The sequence below is a fragment of the Bradyrhizobium sp. Kon37 genome (assembly GCF_055807535.1).
Map to the genome: position 1 here is coordinate 73,184 of NZ_JBVVOY010000018.1, position 18,991 is coordinate 92,174.

General features: G+C 58.0%; 12 protein-coding genes. All 12 read left to right on the top strand.

Features of this window, described 5'->3' with window-relative positions:
* Positions 1 to 136: 136 nt before the first annotated feature.
* The 12 genes from AC0L3J_RS27425 to AC0L3J_RS27480 all read left to right on the top strand — a co-directional run bounded on the left by AC0L3J_RS27425 (position 137) and on the right by AC0L3J_RS27480 (position 18,388).
* A complete protein-coding gene (locus AC0L3J_RS27425; protein WP_473349025.1) occupies positions 137 to 1,615 on the top strand; it encodes an NAD-dependent succinate-semialdehyde dehydrogenase in 1,479 nt (492 codons plus the stop codon).
* 10 nt (positions 1,616 to 1,625) lie between these two features.
* Entirely contained in the window at positions 1,626 to 3,011 is a 1,386-nt protein-coding gene (locus AC0L3J_RS27430) for an aminotransferase (RefSeq protein ID WP_085383649.1), read from the top strand.
* A gap of 455 nt (positions 3,012 to 3,466) precedes the next feature.
* On the top strand, positions 3,467 to 4,567 hold the full coding sequence (locus AC0L3J_RS27435; RefSeq protein WP_473348967.1) for an alpha/beta hydrolase family protein: 1,101 nt from the start codon (positions 3,467 to 3,469) through the stop codon (positions 4,565 to 4,567).
* 515 nt (positions 4,568 to 5,082) lie between these two features.
* Positions 5,083 to 6,222: an ABC transporter substrate-binding protein gene (locus tag AC0L3J_RS27440; protein WP_473348968.1), complete on the top strand. Its 1,140-nt coding sequence runs from the start codon at positions 5,083 to 5,085 to the stop codon at positions 6,220 to 6,222.
* On the top strand, positions 6,207 to 7,979 hold the full coding sequence (locus tag AC0L3J_RS27445) for an ABC transporter permease subunit (RefSeq protein ID WP_473333523.1): 1,773 nt from the start codon (positions 6,207 to 6,209) through the stop codon (positions 7,977 to 7,979). Before AC0L3J_RS27440 ends, AC0L3J_RS27445 begins: the two co-directional genes overlap by 16 nt.
* Positions 7,980 to 8,033: 54 nt before the next feature.
* Entirely contained in the window at positions 8,034 to 9,116 is a 1,083-nt protein-coding gene (locus tag AC0L3J_RS27450) for an ABC transporter ATP-binding protein (RefSeq protein WP_473348969.1), read from the top strand.
* Positions 9,117 to 9,246: 130 nt separating this feature from the next.
* Positions 9,247 to 10,209 carry a D-2-hydroxyacid dehydrogenase gene (locus AC0L3J_RS27455; RefSeq protein WP_473348970.1) on the top strand — a complete coding sequence of 321 codons (963 nt, stop codon included), beginning with the start codon at positions 9,247 to 9,249 and terminating at the stop codon, positions 10,207 to 10,209.
* Positions 10,210 to 10,504: 295 nt separating this feature from the next.
* Positions 10,505 to 11,932, top strand: a complete 1,428-nt coding sequence (locus AC0L3J_RS27460; protein ID WP_473348971.1) for an FAD-binding oxidoreductase — start codon at positions 10,505 to 10,507, stop codon at positions 11,930 to 11,932.
* 543 nt (positions 11,933 to 12,475) lie between these two features.
* The gene (locus AC0L3J_RS27465; RefSeq protein ID WP_473348972.1) at positions 12,476 to 13,672 is read left to right on the top strand and encodes a M20 aminoacylase family protein; all 1,197 of its coding nucleotides are present in this window, start codon (positions 12,476 to 12,478) and stop codon (positions 13,670 to 13,672) included.
* A gap of 685 nt (positions 13,673 to 14,357) precedes the next feature.
* Positions 14,358 to 15,065: an aspartate/glutamate racemase family protein gene (locus tag AC0L3J_RS27470; protein ID WP_240543898.1), complete on the top strand. Its 708-nt coding sequence runs from the start codon at positions 14,358 to 14,360 to the stop codon at positions 15,063 to 15,065.
* A 454-nt stretch (positions 15,066 to 15,519) separates the two neighbouring features.
* Positions 15,520 to 16,701: a M20 metallopeptidase family protein gene (locus tag AC0L3J_RS27475; protein WP_473348973.1), complete on the top strand. Its 1,182-nt coding sequence runs from the start codon at positions 15,520 to 15,522 to the stop codon at positions 16,699 to 16,701.
* Between the two features lie 421 nt (positions 16,702 to 17,122).
* On the top strand, positions 17,123 to 18,388 hold the full coding sequence (locus tag AC0L3J_RS27480; protein WP_085384489.1) for a Glu/Leu/Phe/Val family dehydrogenase: 1,266 nt from the start codon (positions 17,123 to 17,125) through the stop codon (positions 18,386 to 18,388).
* Positions 18,389 to 18,991: the final 603 nt, after the last annotated feature.

Here is an 18,991-nt window from a genome sequence, read left to right on the forward strand (position 1 = left end):
ACAACGACTCCCGGCAAAATGCGACGCAAATCGGTTGGCAACATTAGTATCCTGAATGCTTGATGGATTTCAACAAGCGACCGCCCGCGGGACTTTACAGATGGCCTTTCAAGCTGCCCGAACCATTCATCCGGAGATGGCCGGAGTCGCTGCAACATGCCTTCGGACGCTGCGTCGCCGCGACTTTGTCGCGGGGGCTGCGCTCATTGCCGGTCGCTGGATTGCGGGCAGCCAAAGAGACGTCGTGATGGATCCCGCTACGGGCGAAATCATTGCGGACGTTGCGCGCTGCAGTGCCGCGGACATGACGCTCGCAATAGAGGCGGCTGAGCGAGCGTTTCCGGCTTGGCGAGCCTTTTTGCCGGCAGGGCGTGGAGCTATTCTCCGAGCTTGGGCGTCATTGATGCGCGACCATTCGGAAGACCTTGCCACGTTGGTGACCAGCGAACAGGGCAAGCCGCTGGCGGAAGCGCGGTACGAGGTTGAGTACGGGGCTGCTTTTCTCGAGTGGTTCGCCGCAGAAGGGGAGCGCGCATACGGAGAGACGATTCCGAGTCATAAGGTTGACAGTCTGCTTCAGGTGCGGATGCATCCGATCGGGGTCGCGGCGGCGGTAACTCCGTGGAACTTCCCCATCGCGATGATCACACGGAAGGCGGGTGCAGCTCTTGCAGCGGGCTGCCCGATCATCGTGAAGCCAGCGCCGGAGACGCCATTGTCGGCTCTCGCCCTGGCCAGATTGGCAGAGGAGGCAGGTCTTCCCGCCGGCGTGTTTCAGAGTCTAGTGGGTGAGCCCATCGAGCTATCAACGCCTCTGTTGCGCGACACCAGAGTACGAGCCCTCTCGTTTACGGGATCTACCCAGGTCGGCCGCTTGTTTCTGGAGGGGTCGGCCCAGACCATTAAAAAAGTCTCGCTCGAACTCGGAGGGCATGCTCCCTTCCTGATCTTTGATGACGTCGACCTTGAGAAAGCCGTCAAAGGTGTGATGGCTGCCAAGTTTGCGACATCGGGTCAGGACTGTCTCGCGGCGAATCGCATTTACGTACAAAGGGGCATTCACGATACGTTCGTTGAAGCGCTTAGCGCGGCAATGGCTCAGCTCAAGGTCGGTCACGGCTTGAATCCTGCTAGCGATATCGGGCCAATGACGAAGCTTTCGGTGGCCGAGAAGTGCCGGGCGCAAATCGTCGATGCGGTCGTAAAGGGCGCGCAAGTCATCACCGCGAAGAAAGATGACAATTTGGGCCCGAACTTCGTTCTTCCGACTCTGCTCACTCAAGTCACCGACGACATGCTCATCGCGCGTGAAGAAACTTTTGGGCCAGTAGCTGCCGTACTACCTTTCGACTCGGAAGAAGAGGTCATCAATCGAGCTAATTCGAGCGAAATGGGCTTGGCCGGGTACGTGTACACCGGCAACCTGCGTCGAGCGCTCCGGCTCTCTGAGAGAATCGAGTGCGGCATGCTCGGTGTCAACACCGCTTCCTTTACAGGTCCGCCCATTCCGTTCGGTGGATGGAAGCAGTCAGGACTGGGACGCGAAGGCTCTCGGCACGGTCTATCGGAATACATGGAACTGAAGTACGTGTGCTTCGGCGACTTGGCGGCTTAGGAGGAAATGAATGAACAAGATTAAGACTATCGCTGAACAAGATCGCTCGACTGTTCTCCATCCTTTCACTCAGCTCAAAGACTTCGCCACCGGTAAGATTGGTGATCCGACGATCATCACTGGAGGAAAAGGTATCCGCATCGAAGATGCGCAGGGACACAGTTATATCGACGGGTTTGCGGGACTCTACTGCGTAAACATCGGATACGGCCGGACCGAAGTGGCTGAAGCCATTGCGCGACAGGCTTACCAACTCGCCTACTACCACACGTATGCGGCGCACACGACCGAGGAGCTCGCCACTTTGTCGCACCGTCTCGTGCAAATGGCTCCTGGTAAGCCCAGCAAGGTATTCTACGGTCTGTCGGGATCGGATGCGAACGAAACCCAGGCGAAGCTTGTCTGGTATTACAACAACCTTCGTGGCCAGCCTAAGAAGAAAAAGATCATCTCGCGCGAGCGGGGCTATCACGGTTGCTCAGTGATCTCTGGCTCAATGACCGGCATGTCGTTTTACCACGATCATATGGATCTTCCCTTTCCGGGTATTGTGCACACGGGCGCGCCTCACCACTACTGGGGAGCCGAGCCGGGCGAGACGGAAGAGTCGTTTTCTCGTCGGCGGGCGGCGGAGCTTGAAGAGCTAATCGTTAGGGAAGGTCCAGAAACGATCGGCGCATTTATTGCCGAGCCGGTGCTTGGCACGGGCGGGATCACGCCCCCGCCCGCCGGCTACTGGCGCGAGGTTCAGTCCGTGCTTAGGCGCTATGATGTTCTTCTGATCGCAGATGAGGTTATTTGCGGTTTCGGTCGAACCGGCGCTGATTTCGGCAGCACGCTTTACGACATGGAACCGGATCTGGTCACGGTCGCAAAAGGCCTGACGTCCGGCTATGTCCCGCTCTCCGCCGCCATTATTGGCGAGAAGGTATATGCCGTCATGGAGGAGGCGGCGGATCGAGTTGGTGCATTTTCGCATGGTTACACCTATTCCGGCCATCCGATTGCGGCAGCTGCTGCCAATGCGGTGCTTGATATTGTCGAGCGGGAACGTCTCAGCGACCGCGCCAAGACCGTCGGCGCGCATTTCCAAAAGCGGCTCAAGGAAAAATTTGCACAGCTGGAGATCGTAGGCGAAGTTCGAGGTGTGGGCTTGCTCGGCGCTGTGGAGTTTGTTGCTGACCGTCAGACGAAGCGCCGATTTGATCCAGAACTCAAGGTGGGGGCGCGGATCTCCAAGGCTGCTCGCGATCGGGGGCTCATTGCACGAGCTATGCCGCACGGAGACATCCTTGGATTTGCCCCTCCCCTCGTCGTATCCGAAGCTGAAATCGATGAGATCGTTGATCTGGCTTACAAAGCGACCAAGCAAGTGATGGATGAGCTCGCGAAGTAAGCCGGCTCGCGATAGAAGATGTGCTCCTATGTGACGCCTCCCTTTCTGTTCGTTCTTGGACAGGCAGGTCAGACCGCGTCACCGTGATCCGCGGAAGGGCATCAGTGTTGTCCTCGCTGATGCAGTCGCGCGGTTCTCGTTTAAGACGAAGCTCGTCCCCCTCGCTACCGCATATCGGTAAGCTCTTAAACTCAGCCGGCGCCACGCGGCGAAAGCACACTGCGAAAATATGCAGGTTATCGCTATTAGGCGCAGAATTTCGAGTTTGCAAAGCGCCAGATCGCGGAACTTCGACTTTAGTCGTCCCGTAATATTTTCATTAGAATTAGGATGAGCAGAAGCCAAAGTCGACTTCTTTGCCAATGCAGTTGCTGCGGCTCCTGTCCTCTCCACATGGAATGAAATAGCTGATGAACCTCGCGCGAGTGGGGCCCAGCTCGAGGGGGACCGATTGCATGGAGTATATTACTCGCTGTGATAAAGGGGGGGGTCTTGCATCAGTAAGGCGACGTGCCGCAGCCTTTCTAGACAACGTAACTGGAGCGCAAGACCAGGGATGTACAACTCGCCAGAGCTGGATTACCAAGTGGACAACACTCGGCGATGAACAATGTATCATCGGAGATTTGAAGGCAAGCCAAGGCGACAGCAACGAAGCGGCCGAGGCGCGGCTTTGTGCGCTAACAGCATTTGAAGTGGCCAGACGACTGCTTCATGAGAACGATCCTCAATGCGGGGAAGTGACAGCGAGGATTGAGGCTGGAATTCAATGCCTTGAAGTGGGCCTGGCGAAAGTCGAGCGAGTAACAATCGAAAGCTGGGGCTGTACCGAACTTCTGGCCTATTATGTTCCTGCTGGTAATCGTGCCCTACCTGCACCCGCCGTCATTTGCATCAGCATGGAAGACGAATCAGAAGCCACGTTGCTTGCAAGACTTCTACCCGCGGTGACCGATCGATGCATGTCGCTCCTGGTCCTATCTCACCGCGATGTCTCCCATCCCGCGCGGGGCCTTTCGCAAACCTTGTTGTCATCCTGTTTGGACTACCTCTCTGGGCGCCCCGACGTCGACGCCGCTCGGATCGGCGTCTATGGAGAAGGACTTTCGGCTGCTTTGGCTACTGACTTCGCGACCTCTGACCGCCGCCTGGTTGCGGCGGTTTGCGATGGCGGCCTTTGGAACTGGGCACGCATGCAGGCGTCTGTAGTCTGGATGACTAGAGCTGCAGAGGCGCGGGAGGAGGGGAGCGTCACTGCACAGCGCACGCAATTGATCCGACGATTGAAATGCCCAGTTCTCGTAGTCACGGGAGGGCGGGGGGCTGTTAGGGTCTCGGAAGCGATGGAACTACAGACCGAATGTATTGAGGAGCGCATTGATCTGGATCTGACCATGCCCCGGATGATCAAAAGCGCAGGTGGATGCATCGAAAACTTCGTGACTTCCGATGATTGCATCTTCGGTTGGCTAAACCAGAAGCTCGCGTTGAGTGCAGCTCTGGCAGCACAACCAAACGATCTGCCGCAGATCAGTTCACACGTTCTTGGTCACTAATTGGGCAAGCGTACCGACAGGCCCCGATAAGAGGACCAGCGCGAACGCGCGCAGCGAATCACAGAGCTCGTTAGTTCGCAACCTGATCCGCTTTCCGCATCCCTTTCAGTCGCGTGGCAGCCCTTTTCCACTTCGCGGCTGCCTCGCGATGTGGACGCCTTTGATTGCTTCACGCGGCACGAAATCCGCATGAATACATCGCGGCTAGGTTTGTTCGTGCAGTATTTAGGCTTCTAGAACGGTTTCATCGCAGGTTTTCGTGCCAACCTTCCCCTATTCTGAGCAGAACTTAGCATACGCTGCATCCATCGGTGGACGTAGGCAATGGGCATCCTTCGCAAGTTGATCGCGACTCTACAGTGGTTTCAATTACAACGTGTGTTTCCGAACTTAGCCGCTCTGATAGGGCTAGGCAAGCGCTTTCGGAGCCCACTTCGATCGAGGTTAGGTTCACTCCGCGCCCGGACTGTTGCCTTGTCGCGGCGTTCACGGAACGAGATCAAGAAGGGGAAGCTATGAGCGACTTATTTGAACATCAACCGTCCGGCTTTAGCCGCCGGAGCATGCTTCGTGCTGCCGCCGCCGCAATGGCTATTCCCGCACTCGCGCGATCGACAGTTGCCTTTGCGCAGGACAAGCTTGCCGGTAGTGGTCAAGTCATCGCGTTCTCTTGGGGCGGTCTGTTTACTAAAGGCATTCGAAAATACGTCTACGAGCCTTTTACCGAAACAACCGGCATCAAGGTGGTCGACGTCGTTGCCGATGTTGCCGAGCCTCAGGTTAAGGCGATGAACCAAGCCGGCCGTGTTGATTGGGATACGGCCTTCATACAGGCGTCTACCCTTCCATCGATGGACGAAGCGGGCATGTTCGTCCCGATCAATTATAGCCTCTGGGACGCTGAATCCACAAAGGGGACTGAGCAATCGGTTCGTCTCAAAAGCGCAGTCCCAGTGATCGCATCGGCCATGACGTTGGCCTATGATAAGCGCGCGCTTGGAAACGATGGTCCAAAAAGCTGGGGCGATTTCTGGAACGTCAAGGCGTTTCCTGGCCCCCGCGGTCTCACTCAGTTGCCGGCAAATGCAAAAAACAACATCGTGTTCGCGTTGCTGGCCGATGGGGTGCCGAAATCTGACATCTGGCCGCTCAGCGACGACAAGATCGACAGGGCCCTTAAGAAATTCGACGAAATCAGGCCGCACATCAGCAAATGGTGGAGTGCGGGAAGCGAGGCGCCTCAATTGCTTCTCAATAGGGAGATCGCAATGTCGAGTTGCTTCGACGGCCGCGCGATCAGCGCAATTCGTCAGGGTGCCCCTATTCAGATGATTTGGGACGGGGCATACGTGAACTACACCTATTGGACGGTTCTGAAGGGTGGCCCGAACAGCGAAAACGCGCAGAAGCTGATTGCATTCGTAAATCGAGCGGCAGTTGCTGCCGAGTTCACCATAGGAACGGGGTATCCCGGCCCGAACATAAATCAGCTCGACCATCTGCCTTCTGATCAGGTCCCGTTGCTCAGCATCAATCCTGAAAATTCCTCCAAGGTGATCCACGAGGATTCTGCTTGGCTTGCGGCCAAGCGTCCCGACGGCAAAACCAATCTCGAGCACATCGGAGACCGGTGGCTGGCATGGCGCGTACAGTGATCCTGCCGACAGGCAACGTCCCGTCAGAGTCGTCGGCGGTCGCGCACTCGGCCGGGCCCACGCCATGGGCTTGGCTCCTGCTGCCGGGCGGTATCTTCCTTGCGCTGCTCTTTCTCGTGCCGCTCGCCGGGCTCCTGATGCTTTCGCTCGGAATGCCCAATTGGACGTTCGCGCGCTTTGTAAGAATCGGTGGGGATCCGGTCTACCTGGCCGTATTGCGCACCACGTTGCAGATAAGCATATCGGTCACCGCGCTCGCCTTGGTGCTTGGCTATCCCATGGCCTACTCGTTGACGACGAGCAAATCATCGAGCCTGCGCACATTCCTTCTCATTGCGGTTGTGTTGCCGTACTTCACCAGCGTATTGGTGCGCACTTTCGCGTGGATCGTTCTTCTGGGGCGCGGCGGGATTATCAATGATCTCCTGCTCAAATTAGGCCTCATCTCCCAGCCAATTTCAATGCTCTACAACCGCGCAAGCGTGATCATTGGCATGACCCAGATAGTCTTGCCGCTCATGATCCTTCCTATGTACACCGTCATGTCGAGCATTGATGAAAAGCTGCTGCGTGCCGCCAGAGCCAACGGTGCGAGCCCTATTGCGGCGTTTCTGACGGTGTTCCTGCCGCTCAGCTTGCCGGGCGTCATGGCCGCAGTGCTGCTCGTGTTTGTCAACTGCCTTGGCTTTTACATCACGCCGGCACTGCTCGGCAGCTTGTCCGATTTCACGATCACGATGCAGATCTATAGCGAGGTGGTTGATCATCTTAACTGGGGCTCCGGATCCGCGCTGTCCATCGTACTTCTGGTCTCGGTGCTGGCGACGCTGTGGATTGGATCCCGCTTCTTTCCAATCAATCAGCTTTTGGGATTGTCCGACGAGAAAACCGGTCAAGATGCCGTTGCCAGTCCCCGCACGCGAAAGCAGTGGCTAATGCATCTTGGGTCTGCGGCTAACGTTCTCGACCGCTGGCTGCCCTCTCTGGGCGGCTATGGTGTATCCATCGTTTCGTCCCTTCTAGGAACGCTTCTTCTCCTACCGATACTGGTCGTGGCATATCTCTCGTTCAGTTCGTCCGCCTTTTTCGAGTTCCCCGCGCCTGGTTATTCGCTCCACAACTATCAAGCGTACATCTCCGATGCTGGTTGGACAAATGCGACATTTACAAGTATACGCGTCGCACTGATGGCAACCTCCATGGCAATGGCGCTCGGGGCGACACTTGCTTTCGGTCTTGCGCGCGGCCGCATACCTGGTCGCGGAGCAGTGGTTGCTCTCGTGCTTTCCCCTATCATCCTGCCGACCATCGTGGTGGCGATTGCCACCTATTTCGTGCTGGCTCGGGTAGGCCTTCAGGGCACCGAGTTCGGGCTCGCGCTTGGCGAAGCCGTCTACTCGATCCCCTACGTAGTGGTCCTTATTGTCGCTAATCTTCGTGATCTCAACCCCGCCTATGAGCGGGCGGCTCGCAGCCTTGGCGCAGGGCCCGGGGCCACATTCCGCACGATCACTATTCCACTGATTACGCCGGCCTTTATCGTGGCCGCGTTTTTTGCTTTTCTGCACTCCTTCGATGATGTCGTGTACGTGCTGTTCCTCGGCATCGGAGTGATCACCACTCTGCCTATGCTTATGTGGCAAAGCATCTCGCAAGGCGTCGATCCCACCATTTCGGCGGTGGCCACTCTGCAGGTGGTGCTGGCCGCGGCTGTCATCATCGTGAGTGCCTGGATTCGGCGCAGAAAAAGTGTCTGAGGTACGAGAGCACGTTAACAGGCGAACAGAGCACCAAATGGAGCCCAAATTCTGATGAAAGCCGGGTTGACCAGCGCTGATGTGAAGACCGGCGGGATTGTGCTGAATAGCCTGCACAAACGGTACGGCCGCGCAACAGCCGTTGATAATATCAGCCTTACGATATCGCCCGGAGAGTTCGTCTCATTGCTGGGCCCGAGCGGATCGGGAAAGACGACAACTCTGATGATGATCGCTGGTTTCGAGTTGCCGGACAGCGGTCAGATCTTGTTGGATGACAAGGATATCACGCGACTGCCGCCCCACCGTCGCGAACTCGGCGTGATCTTCCAGAACTATGCCCTATTCCCGCATATGACGGTCGCCGAGAATGTCGCATATCCGCTTCGGATGCGACGTATGCCTAAAGCGGAGATCGAAACCCGCGTGCATCGCGTCCTTGACCAGGTGCACCTAACTGCCCTGGCCTCACGATACCCTCACCAAATGTCCGGCGGTCAACAGCAGAGAGTGGCGATTGCCAGAGCAATGGTTTTCGAACCACCTGTCCTGCTTCTCGATGAACCTCTCGGTGCGCTGGATAGAAAGTTGCGCCAGCATCTCAGGAACGAGATCAAGACCCTGCATAAGGAAGTCGGCAAGACGATGATCTATGTCACCCATGATCAGGATGAGGCTCTTGCCATGTCCGATCGGATAGCGGTGATGCATGAGGGCCGGATACGGCAGGTTTCCGCACCGCAGGACATCTATCGCAGGCCCGCCGATTTGTTTGTTGCCAGTTTTGTGGGTGAGGTAAATCTCATCCCCGTCAAGCTCAGGTCCGGCGTCCTTCAGGGGCCTGGCGGTGAGGACTTGGCTGCCGCGCATCGGCCTGAGGCAGATATGGATGCGACGCTTTGTGTGCGGCCCGAACATTTGCGCCTCGACAAAGCCGTCGGAAATCCACGTGGAGTTCAGGGGCGTATTGTCGAAATGACATTCATTGGTGATGCGACCATCGTCGAATTTCGCACGGAGTATGGATTGCATTTGACGTCGAAGGTGCTCAACGTCTCAGCTGAAGCACTACCCGGGATCGGCGATGCGTGTGTCGCCTCTTGGGTCGCGAACGACGCAAGCGTTCTGAAGGAGTAGCTTGTCGACGTCGCTTTGCGAGGTCGACTAGAATGCGTGGCGTCGCCCCCCCGAGTACCCTGAACACTGCGTGACAAGCGGCAACAAACGTGCGGCAGCCGGCTAAAATCGTCACGTTTCGGAGATCAATATGGCCGATAAAGTTCCAGCACTTACTGTGCTCCTCAACCATCCTGCTGCCGAAACATACGCAGGACTCATCGGTGAGCGTTTTCCGCAGGTTCGCGCAATCAGCGCGCCCGATCCCGAACGGCTAGAGCGTTACATAGGTGAGGCAGATGCACTGCTCGCGTCTCGCTTCCCTGTAGAGCTGTTCAATAAGGCGAAGAAATTGCGCTGGTTTCAATGCACTAACGCCGGTGTTGATTCCATCTTGCCCATTCGCGATCGAGCGGGTCACATCACCGTCACCAATGCACGCGGAATTCACGGCGACATCATCACGGACTTTGTGATGGCCGGCGTAACGATGCTGCACTGGGATTTCCGGAGGTTCTTGCAAGAGCAGGCCGAACGAAAGTGGAACCCGCGTTATGTGGCGCCCCTAGCTGAGAAGACGCTCGGAGTAGTCGGACTGGGCTCCATCGGAGCGACCATCGCGCGCCGCGCCAAGAGCGCTGGAATGACAGTCGTAGGCTCGAAACGGGATATTTCCATAGCAGTCGAGGGTGTTGACCACCTGTTTGCCCCCGACAGGCTCGAAGAGTTGCTTCCGCTGTGCGACTTTGTGGTTCTGGCTGTGCCCGCGACCGCAGACACAATCGGGCTCATCGGCGCAGCGGAGTTCGCGCGCATGCGAGGTGATGCCTTTCTCGTTAACATCGCCCGAGGTAATGTCGTGGTGGAGGCAGATTTGATCAAGGCTCTTCAGACGCGAGAAATCGCCGGAGCGATGCTCGACGTCTTCGAGCACGAACCGCTGTCCCAGGACAGCCCGCTGTGGGATATGCCAAACGTGATTGCGACGCCTCATGTGGCGGGAAGTCCAACGAATTATACAGAGCGGGTGTTCTCCATCTTTGGCGACAACATTGGCCGCTTCCTGAAGAACGAGCCGATGAGGAACGCCGTGGACATGCGGCGCGGCTATTAAGGGACGCTGGATGAGGAGAAGCGGTGCAGTCCGACTGTTGAGCCGCCCGATTTCAGTGATTGTATGTGCGAACCCCGTATGCTGATGCTGCCAGTCAGGCTCGTCCGCCAGCATTGAGCGGCCCGTCGGAGTGGCCTGAGCAGACAGTCAGGCCAGAATACCCCAGTGCTCTAATTTATCGATGCAGTGGCGCAGGCGATCGACTTGCCGGCTGAATCATTGTTTTTGCGCTGCATTTTCCGCAATTTGCATTGCCGACAGCTGTAATGTCGGCGCCGCTTCGAAGGTAACGGTCGTGACTATCAGCAGGACTCCCGCAGCGCCGCTTCTGCCAGAGTTGATCGGGAAATTCCGCAAGATCGTCGGCGAGAGGCACGCCATTACCGATGCGGCCGACATCGAGGCCTATGTCACCGAGGAGCGCAATCTGTTCCACGGCCGCTCGCCGCTGGTGCTGCGCCCGGGCTCGACCGCCGAAGTCGCCGCAATCTGCAAGCTCGCCTCCGAGCATGGGATCGCGCTGGTGCCGCAGGGCGGCAATACCGGGCTCGTCGGCGGCCAGACCCCGCACAATGGCGAGGTGGTAGTGTCGCTGCGGCGGCTCGACAAGATCCGTGAGATCGACACCGCCTCCAACACCATGACCTGCGAGGTCGGCGTGGTGCTGCAGATCGCGCAACAGAAGGCCGCGGACGTGGACCGGCTGTTTCCGCTGTCGCTGGGCGCAGAAGGGAGCTGCACCATCGGCGGCAATCTCTCGACCAATGCCGGCGGCACGGCCGCGCTCGCCTATGGCGTCGCGCGCGAGATGGCGCTGGGGCTCGAGGTGGTGCTGGCGGACGGCCGCGTGCTCAACGTGCTGTCGAAGCTGAAGAAGGACAACACCGGCTACAATCTGCACAACCTGTTCATCGGCGCCGAAGGCACGCTCGGCATCATCACGGCGGCGACGCTGAAGCTGTTTCTGAAGCCGCGGTCGATCGAGACCGCCTTCGTCGGGCTAAAGTCGCCGGACGCCGCGCTGAAGCTGCTGGCGATCGCGCAAAGCGAGGCCGCCAATGCGATGACGAGCTTCGAGTTGCTGTCGGAGATGGCGGTCGATTTCTCGATCCGGCACGGCATCGACGTGCGCGATCCGCTCGCGCAAAAGCATGACTGGTACGTGCTGATGGAATTGTCTTCGCCCGGCGATGACGCCCGCACGCCGCTGGAAACCATCCTCGGCCGCGCCATGGAGGACGAGATCGTCGACGACGCGGTGATCGCGGCCAACCTCACCCAGCGCGCCGGCTTCTGGAGACTGCGCGACGAGATGTCGTCGGCGCAGAAGCCGGAGGGCGGCTCGATCAAGCACGACATCTCGGTGCCGGTGGCCACCGTGCCCACCTTCATCGCCGAGGCCAATGAAGCCATGGTCAAGCTGATCCCCGGCGCGCGGCCGGTGCCGTTCGGCCATCTCGGCGACGGCAATCTGCACTACAATGTCAGCCAGCCGATCGGCGCCAACACCGCGGACTATCTGGCGCGCTGGCACGAAATGAACGCGGTCGTGTTCGCCATCGTGCTGCGCATGGGCGGCTCGATCTCGGCCGAGCACGGCATCGGCGTGCTCAAGCGCGACGAGCTGCCTGATGTGAAGGACAAGACTGCAATCGAGCTGATGCGGTCCATCAAGGCGATGCTCGATCCGCTTGGAATCATGAACCCGGGAAAAGTGCTGTGAACCTCCTGTCTCGTCGAGCCGGCACTCGTTCGACCGTAGAGACAGTCGTCGGTCTGGTTGTGGCGTTGTGGTCTGGAATCGAAGAATAGCTGCGGACAGAATCTCGAGTTGCCGCTGCCCATAACGAAACATGGCTGCATTCGCTGTTCTCAGCGGAAGTGTAATGATGGCCGCAGTACGGCAACAGCCCGAGAGCATGAGGAATTGAAGATAGGACGCACACAGTCTCGGTCCTGCGGCTTCACTTCGCCCATGACTACTGTGCAGCGATCATCCGATCGCCTGGTCAGCCATGCTTGGCAGAAATCCGCCCAAGAGGTGCGCCTTGAGGCTGGATTAGAGCGCCGGCATGCGATTTATCGCACAAATCAGTCTTTCGGCGTTCGCTACATTTAGCCATGACTTCGCTACTGGACCACGTCAACAGAGCTGTTTCTCAGCCGAATTCAGCGCGCGCGCCGACCGCTGCTCGAAGTTGAACGTCGTAAATGAAAACAATGCCTGTCAGGCGACTAGCGCAGATACTTCCACCGGAGCCTCACAATGCGAACCATCCCAGAGATAAAGGCCGCGGAAGGAGAGACGAGGGCATTGCGACGCTGGTTCCATGCTCATCCGGAGTTGGCTTTCGAGGAGACCGAAACGTCGGATCTCATTGCCACGACATTGAAAGAATATGGCATCGAGGTGCACCGTGGCCTCGGTCGCACGGGTGTGGTCGGCGTGCTGCGCGTTGGTGACGGGAAGCGCTCGATCGGATTACGCGCGGACATGGATGCCCTGCCGATGCAGGAACTCAACGGGTTCGCGCATCGGTCGCAGTATCCCGGAAAGATGCATGCCTGCGGTCATGACGGGCACATGGCGATGTTGTTGGGCGCTGCTCGCCATTTGGCACGTACTCGAGATTTCGATGGCGCAATCGTATTCATCTTCTCCCCGGCGGAGGAAAATGGCTCGGGCGCGAAGGTGATGGTGGATGAGGGTATCTTCAGACAGTTTCCGGTCGACGCAGTCTTCGGTTTGCATAATTGGCCAGGCCTGCCTGTAAACAGCTTCGGCATTAGGCCTGGTCCGATTTTGGCGGGATGCACCAATTTCGACATTCGGATCATCGGGGTTGGCGCGCACGCTGCGTTTCCGCATGATGGAAAGGATCCCATCTTGACGGGTTCACAAATCGTCGCGGCGCTCCAGGGCATCATCACCCGCAACAAGAATCCAATGGATGCAGCAGTATTATCTGTCACTCAGTTCAATGGGGGCGAGGCGAGAAACATCGTCCCAGATACAGCCACACTTGCCGGCACCATAAGAGCTTTCGACGAGAAGACATTGGATCTCATCGAGTCCAGGATGCAGACGATCGTCCAAAATCTTTCCGCGGCATATGAATGTAGGGCCGAACTCACGATTAAACGCTATCCGCCCACGGTGAACGCGTCGGCTGAAACACGCTTTGCGGGGGAAGTAATGAAATCGATTGTTGACGAGGCGAGAGTGGACACGGACGTTGTACCGACAATGGGCTCCGAGGATTTCGCATACATGCTACAGGCGCGCCCTGGCGCCTTCGCATTTGTGGGGGCCGGGGACGGGGAGCACCGTGAGGAGGGCCACGGGCCGGGTCCCTGCGCTCTTCACAATACCAGTTACGATTTCAATGACGAGATACTCTCGTTGGGATCGACATACTGGGTAGAATTGTCGCGGCGGTGGTTAGGAGCGCGAACAGCCTAATTGTCAATGCGGACGTTGTCGCACCGCGATTGATGCTACGGCACAGAAAGAGAGAGACTGCGCCTTTCCACGAAAATAGCTCGCATGGACCCGTATTTCGCGCCAGATCGATCACGTAAATCTGGCCACAGTGAAGGGGCAGTATGGTGAGACAGGTACTCGGAACGGGAGGCTCGTTGTCTTATGTCGATTTGGATCGACATTCGCCGCCTTGCAAGGACAGTGCGCGGCAAAATTAGGCTCGCCCGAGAAGCACAGCTTGATGCTGATGCTCTCTGCTGGTGGCTACTACCAATCGATCCACCGGGTGTAAGCATCTCGGAGGTATGTGAAATAGAGGAGTCTGAGCGAAAGAATGTCCTGGTGAAGAAGCGCGTGCCCACCTGAAAATGGCATGATCTGGTGCGACCTAATTGCCCTAAGAGCGGTGGCCATCTCGGCGAGGAATGAACTGAACTTCGCCTGGCACATGCTGAGGAGGGGTGGGCTGGTTCTCACGTTTGCGCCGATAGCCTAGTTAGGTTGATCCGATCCACACAGCCAAGGGCTTCAACGGCCGCTCGATTGAGACGGAGTGCCCCTACTCGCAGGGACGGTTCGCGCTGGACGCGTTTTCGCAGAATTTCGGCTGCAAGGCCGGACTCTGAGGTGGGAATTTGCGGCGGAACCGGGTTAAGCTTAAGCCATGACAGCAGACACTCCACATGCATTGGGAATTCTCAAGCTCGAGCGCGGGGTGCCACCCGGCGCGACGCCACCGACTCCGCCGTGTGGCTCGATGCTGAATCCAGCCAGCTTCGACTTTCCCGTGGTCTACGAAACGGTCGAGGGGGCATGGGTTGAGAACGTCGTACGCGGGGATCCTTTGCTCGAGCCGGCTTTCATCGCGGCCGCGCGGCGTCTGGTGGAGCGGGGTGCCGTCGCGATCAGTTCGACTTGCGGCTTCTCTATCCGTCACCAGGCCGCGGTCGCGGCCTCGGTAAATGTTCCTGTGGGGATGTCTAGCCTGCTGTTGCTGCCAGCTTTGCTTCGGCAGTTGCCGCCGCTGGCCAAGCTTGCTGTTCTAACCTACGACTCCAAGTGTTGCAGCGAAGACCTGCTTGGACTTGACGACCCGAACGAGCGGGCAAGAGTCGTGATTGGTGGCATTGAAGGCGGCAAGTTTTGGCACGACGAGCTAAAGCGTCCGGCGCCGGCAACCGATGTGGCTGCCATTGAGGCGGATGTGGCCAGTTGCGTCGCCCGACTTCGCGACGCGCACCCGCAGATCGCGGTCATTCTATTCGAATGTGCTGCATTCCCGATCGTTGCTCCGGCAATTCGTCGTGTTGCGAGGCTGCCCGTCTACGACGTCGTTGGTCTCTGCCGGCAGATGATGGCGTCCGTTCCTTGAGGCCGTAGCTGCCTTGAACAGTCTCTACGGTCGCCCTTGATGCTATTCGGAATAAGCCATACAGATCGCACGTCATAGTCTCTCGCGGTCTCCGTGGAAAAACACGCCCTTTGATATACCTGCGGTCCTTGCGGGAGCGCTAAGCTTTGCATATTGCGAGACTGCCACTCGTATACATCTTTGCCTTGCAACCGATGCGACCTCAACCCCAAAGAAGCGCTGCGCTCAAAAGAGTTTTCGCCAGTATGCGCCCAGAGATGATCTGTCCGGAATGCCCGGCGGGGTTGCATAGCCGGTTCGGCAGCTTGCCTAGCGAAATTCAACGTGAAACCTGGCGAGATCGGCCGAAACATGCGCGACCGAGCTAAAACTGGTCGATTTCATTCGTTGCAACGCGCTAGATTTTTCTTCTGAGAACTTACCGGCCCGAAAGTGCGAAGAAGAGAGTAGACGGATGAGAGCGCGCACCAACAGCTTTCTATCGGAGTCCGAGCGCGATGCAGTGATCGAGTTAAGGCATGCGATGCATCGTGAGCCTGAACTCTCAAATGCCGAATGGAAAACACAGGAGCGGATTCGGAGCGTGCTCCAGCAATTTGGCCTCAACCAGACCAATACTTTCCACACGACAGGCCTCTACATCGATATTGAAGGCACGGCCTCCGGCCCAAAGCGCTCGATCGCGGTACGCGGCGATATCGACGCACTGCCGATCCAGGAGACACGCGATGACCTCCCTTATCAATCACAGGTCAAGGGTGTTATGCATGCCTGCGGCCATGACATGCACGGCTCGATCGCGCTCGGGGCTGCACTCGCATTCCATCGAATGCGCGACAACTTCGCAGGTAAAGTGCGCGTCTTCTTCCAGCCGGCCGAGGAGGCCGAGCCGCTGGGGGGACGCACTGTGCAGGATGAGAAACTGCTGGAAGGCTTTGACCACGCCGTCGGCTTTCACGTCGCTCCCGAGATTCCCGCTGGCAAGTTTGGCGCGCGCGAGGGTGCTGTAACCAAGTCGGCCGATCAGTTCAGACTTACCATTACGGGTAAGATGGCCCATGGCGCGGCGCCTCATAAGGGCGTCGACGCGATCGCAATCGCCGCTGCCTTCGTGAACGAGGTACAAAAAGTGGTCTCGCGCGAAATGCCACCCGATGACGGGGCGGTGGTCACAATCGGTACCATTCACGGCGGCGAGGCGACCAATATCATTTGCCCTTCCGTCGTTATGGAAGGGACGATCAGAACTCGCAGCCCAGAACGTAGGGGGCAGCTGTGCCAGCGCGTGCGGGAAGTGGCCGAAGGCGCCGCGGCGATGCACCGTGGCCAAGCGGAGTGCGTCATCCGCTCGGGTGAACCCCCTGTCGTCAACGATGCGGAGATGGTGAGGCGCTTCCGCCAAATCGTTCATGACACGGCCGGCCCTGATGGCTTCAATGCCAGCAAGGAGGTCACAGGTAGCGACGATTTCGGGTTCTACTCGGCGTGCGTACCTTCGATCTATTTTTGGTTCGGTAGCCGCTCGGCGGTCAACGGATCGCCCGTACATACGCCGACTTTCGGAGCCTCGGATGAGCTCGTCATTCCGGCGACGGAACTTGCCGTCAAATACATTCTAGATTTGCTGGATACCTGAGATCGGTCGCACCGAATGCCGAGGCAAGACGTCTTCCGGTTGAAGTGCGCGCGATTACCCATGCCGCATGCGAGGGCACCCCATGCCTGATCTGCCGACTTATCGCCCGACTCACCGGTGCATGGAGGAGCGGCTCCGTCCTCGTCTTCATCGAAGTCCGCTGGCCTACCAACACGAAATGAAGTTGAGGCGCTTACGGCTTCAGCCATGTGAGGGCGCTCAAGCTCTGGAATGACGTCTGAAGCTGTTTGTGGCCGCAACTCGGCCCTGCGCGAGGCGACACGACCTTACACCTTCCGAACACGTTCGTTGTCGTCCTCGCGGCGGAGGTACTGGCCTCCCCTTTATTGGGGCGGCCGCTTTTCCTATCGCCACCTGAGATATCCATCGGCGTCATGCCGGATCCACTTTGAGAGTGCCCATGAACAGCTCGATCTATGCCGGCCCCGTATTCGAAATGGCCAAGCAGCAATTCGTGCATGTTGCCGATCACCTGCAAATACCGGAAATGGACAGAGATCGACTACTCTACCCGAAGCGCGCAATCGCCGTATCGTGCCCAATTCACAGGGACGATGGCCGTACAGAAGTCTTTCAGGGCTACCGGGTCCAACATCACCTGACGCTCGGGCCGACCAAGGGTGGAACGCGATTCGCGCCCTCCGTGGACATCGGCGAGGTCGCCGCTCTAGCTGTTTGGATGAGCTGGAAATGCGCGTTAGCGGGCCTTCCCTATGGCGGAGCAAAAGGGGGGATTACCGTTGATCCTTATGCGTTGTCGCCGCGCGAACTGGAAGCTCTATCGCGACGGTATATGCAGGAGATGATCCCTTTCGTCGGTCCGCATACCGATGTCATGGCCCCCGATATGGGAACTAACGAGCAAGTCATGGCGTGGTTTATGGATACCTATTCGATGTATCAGGGGCAGACGGTCAACGAGATCGTCACCGGAAAGCCCGTATCGGCTGGAGGTACACTCGGCCGCCGCGAGGCAACAGGACGCGGCGTAGCCTATCTGGTCGGTCGCGTGCTTGAAATTCTCGGCATTCGCGCCGATGGGGCAACGGCCATTGTGCAAGGGTTTGGCAACGTTGGGGCCATAGCAGCCTACGCCCTGGCTGAAAGAGGTCTAAAGATCATCGGCGTTAGCGATCACACGGCCGCATACTTTGATCCCGGCGGTCTCGACCTTGCCGCCCTACACAGCCATACTTCCGAGCACGGCCACCTTGCCGGCTTTTCCTCTCAGAGCCTCATTGCCCCCTCGGAGTTGCTCGTTCAGAAGTGCGATGTCCTCATACCGGCTGCAATCGAGCAGGTCATTACGGGCCGTAATGCCGGACAGCTCAAGTGCCGAATTCTAGCCGAAGGAGCAAATGGTCCAACCACGCCTGAGGCCGATGCAATCCTGCACACACGAGGCGACGAGATTTTCGTTTTGCCAGATATCCTTTGCAATTCGGGGGGAGTCATCGTCAGCTATTTCGAATGGGTGCAGGACCTCCAGCGACTGTTCTGGGAGCAGGCGGAGGTATTCGATCGTCTGTACCGGATCCTCGAACGCTCGTTCCAGCAAACCATAACGCGCGCGAAACGCGATCGGATCTCGAATCGAATGGCAGCAACGGCCATCGGAATTGACGTGGTGCAAGGAGCAAAGCGAACCAGAGGTCTCTTTCCCTGATCACGTTGTCCTTTGGAACGGACGAGCTTGATAGGTCATCGAAGAACTGCAGGGCAAAACTGCGATCATGAGCCAGCAGATCGTGGTGCCGAAACGGATACGCAGCAACCTGTCCCGAGTTGCAAGCCTTCGCAGGGCGAGAACGACCAGGGCGCTTGATCTGAAACAGAGCGATGCTGGCTACCTGGCAGATATCGAACGAACACCCCAACCTTCTTCGAAATCGAGCTTCGGATGACGGTCGAAAGGACCATCGCACGATGTGCGGAATGGGATCACGGCTCGGTTGCCCCCTACAATAACGTAAAGACGCTGTATCTGGCCGTTGGACGCAGGATTTCAGCCGCCACAAGCTCGTCATTGCTGAATACTCGTCCGGGAAGTCCGTAGTATTCCGTGACGAGCGGGAATTGCGTGCGGTTTTAGGATTGGCGGAGGGCGGGAGGTTGCACAGTCGCCGAAACGGTGCCCAGAGGGTCGCCGCCGATCATCCGACCAGGGTGTTTTCGGTCGAGCTGCCCAGGAAATTCGACGTTGCTTTGCCGGTCGTGGCGAGGAGACGTGCTGGTCGGCGAACCAGCGGGACCAGGTTCGGCGCGATCG

Coding starts and splice junctions, on each gene's coding strand:
- AC0L3J_RS27425 (WP_473349025.1), top strand. CDS start 137: ATGGCCGGAGTCGCTGCAACATGCCTTCGGACGCTGCGTCGCCGCGAC.
- AC0L3J_RS27430 (WP_085383649.1), top strand. CDS start 1,626: ATGAACAAGATTAAGACTATCGCTGAACAAGATCGCTCGACTGTTCTC.
- AC0L3J_RS27435 (WP_473348967.1), top strand. CDS start 3,467: ATGGAGTATATTACTCGCTGTGATAAAGGGGGGGGTCTTGCATCAGTA.
- AC0L3J_RS27440 (WP_473348968.1), top strand. CDS start 5,083: ATGAGCGACTTATTTGAACATCAACCGTCCGGCTTTAGCCGCCGGAGC.
- AC0L3J_RS27445 (WP_473333523.1), top strand. CDS start 6,207: ATGGCGCGTACAGTGATCCTGCCGACAGGCAACGTCCCGTCAGAGTCG.
- AC0L3J_RS27450 (WP_473348969.1), top strand. CDS start 8,034: ATGAAAGCCGGGTTGACCAGCGCTGATGTGAAGACCGGCGGGATTGTG.
- AC0L3J_RS27455 (WP_473348970.1), top strand. CDS start 9,247: ATGGCCGATAAAGTTCCAGCACTTACTGTGCTCCTCAACCATCCTGCT.
- AC0L3J_RS27465 (WP_473348972.1), top strand. CDS start 12,476: ATGCGAACCATCCCAGAGATAAAGGCCGCGGAAGGAGAGACGAGGGCA.
- AC0L3J_RS27470 (WP_240543898.1), top strand. CDS start 14,358: ATGACAGCAGACACTCCACATGCATTGGGAATTCTCAAGCTCGAGCGC.
- AC0L3J_RS27475 (WP_473348973.1), top strand. CDS start 15,520: ATGAGAGCGCGCACCAACAGCTTTCTATCGGAGTCCGAGCGCGATGCA.
- AC0L3J_RS27480 (WP_085384489.1), top strand. CDS start 17,123: ATGAACAGCTCGATCTATGCCGGCCCCGTATTCGAAATGGCCAAGCAG.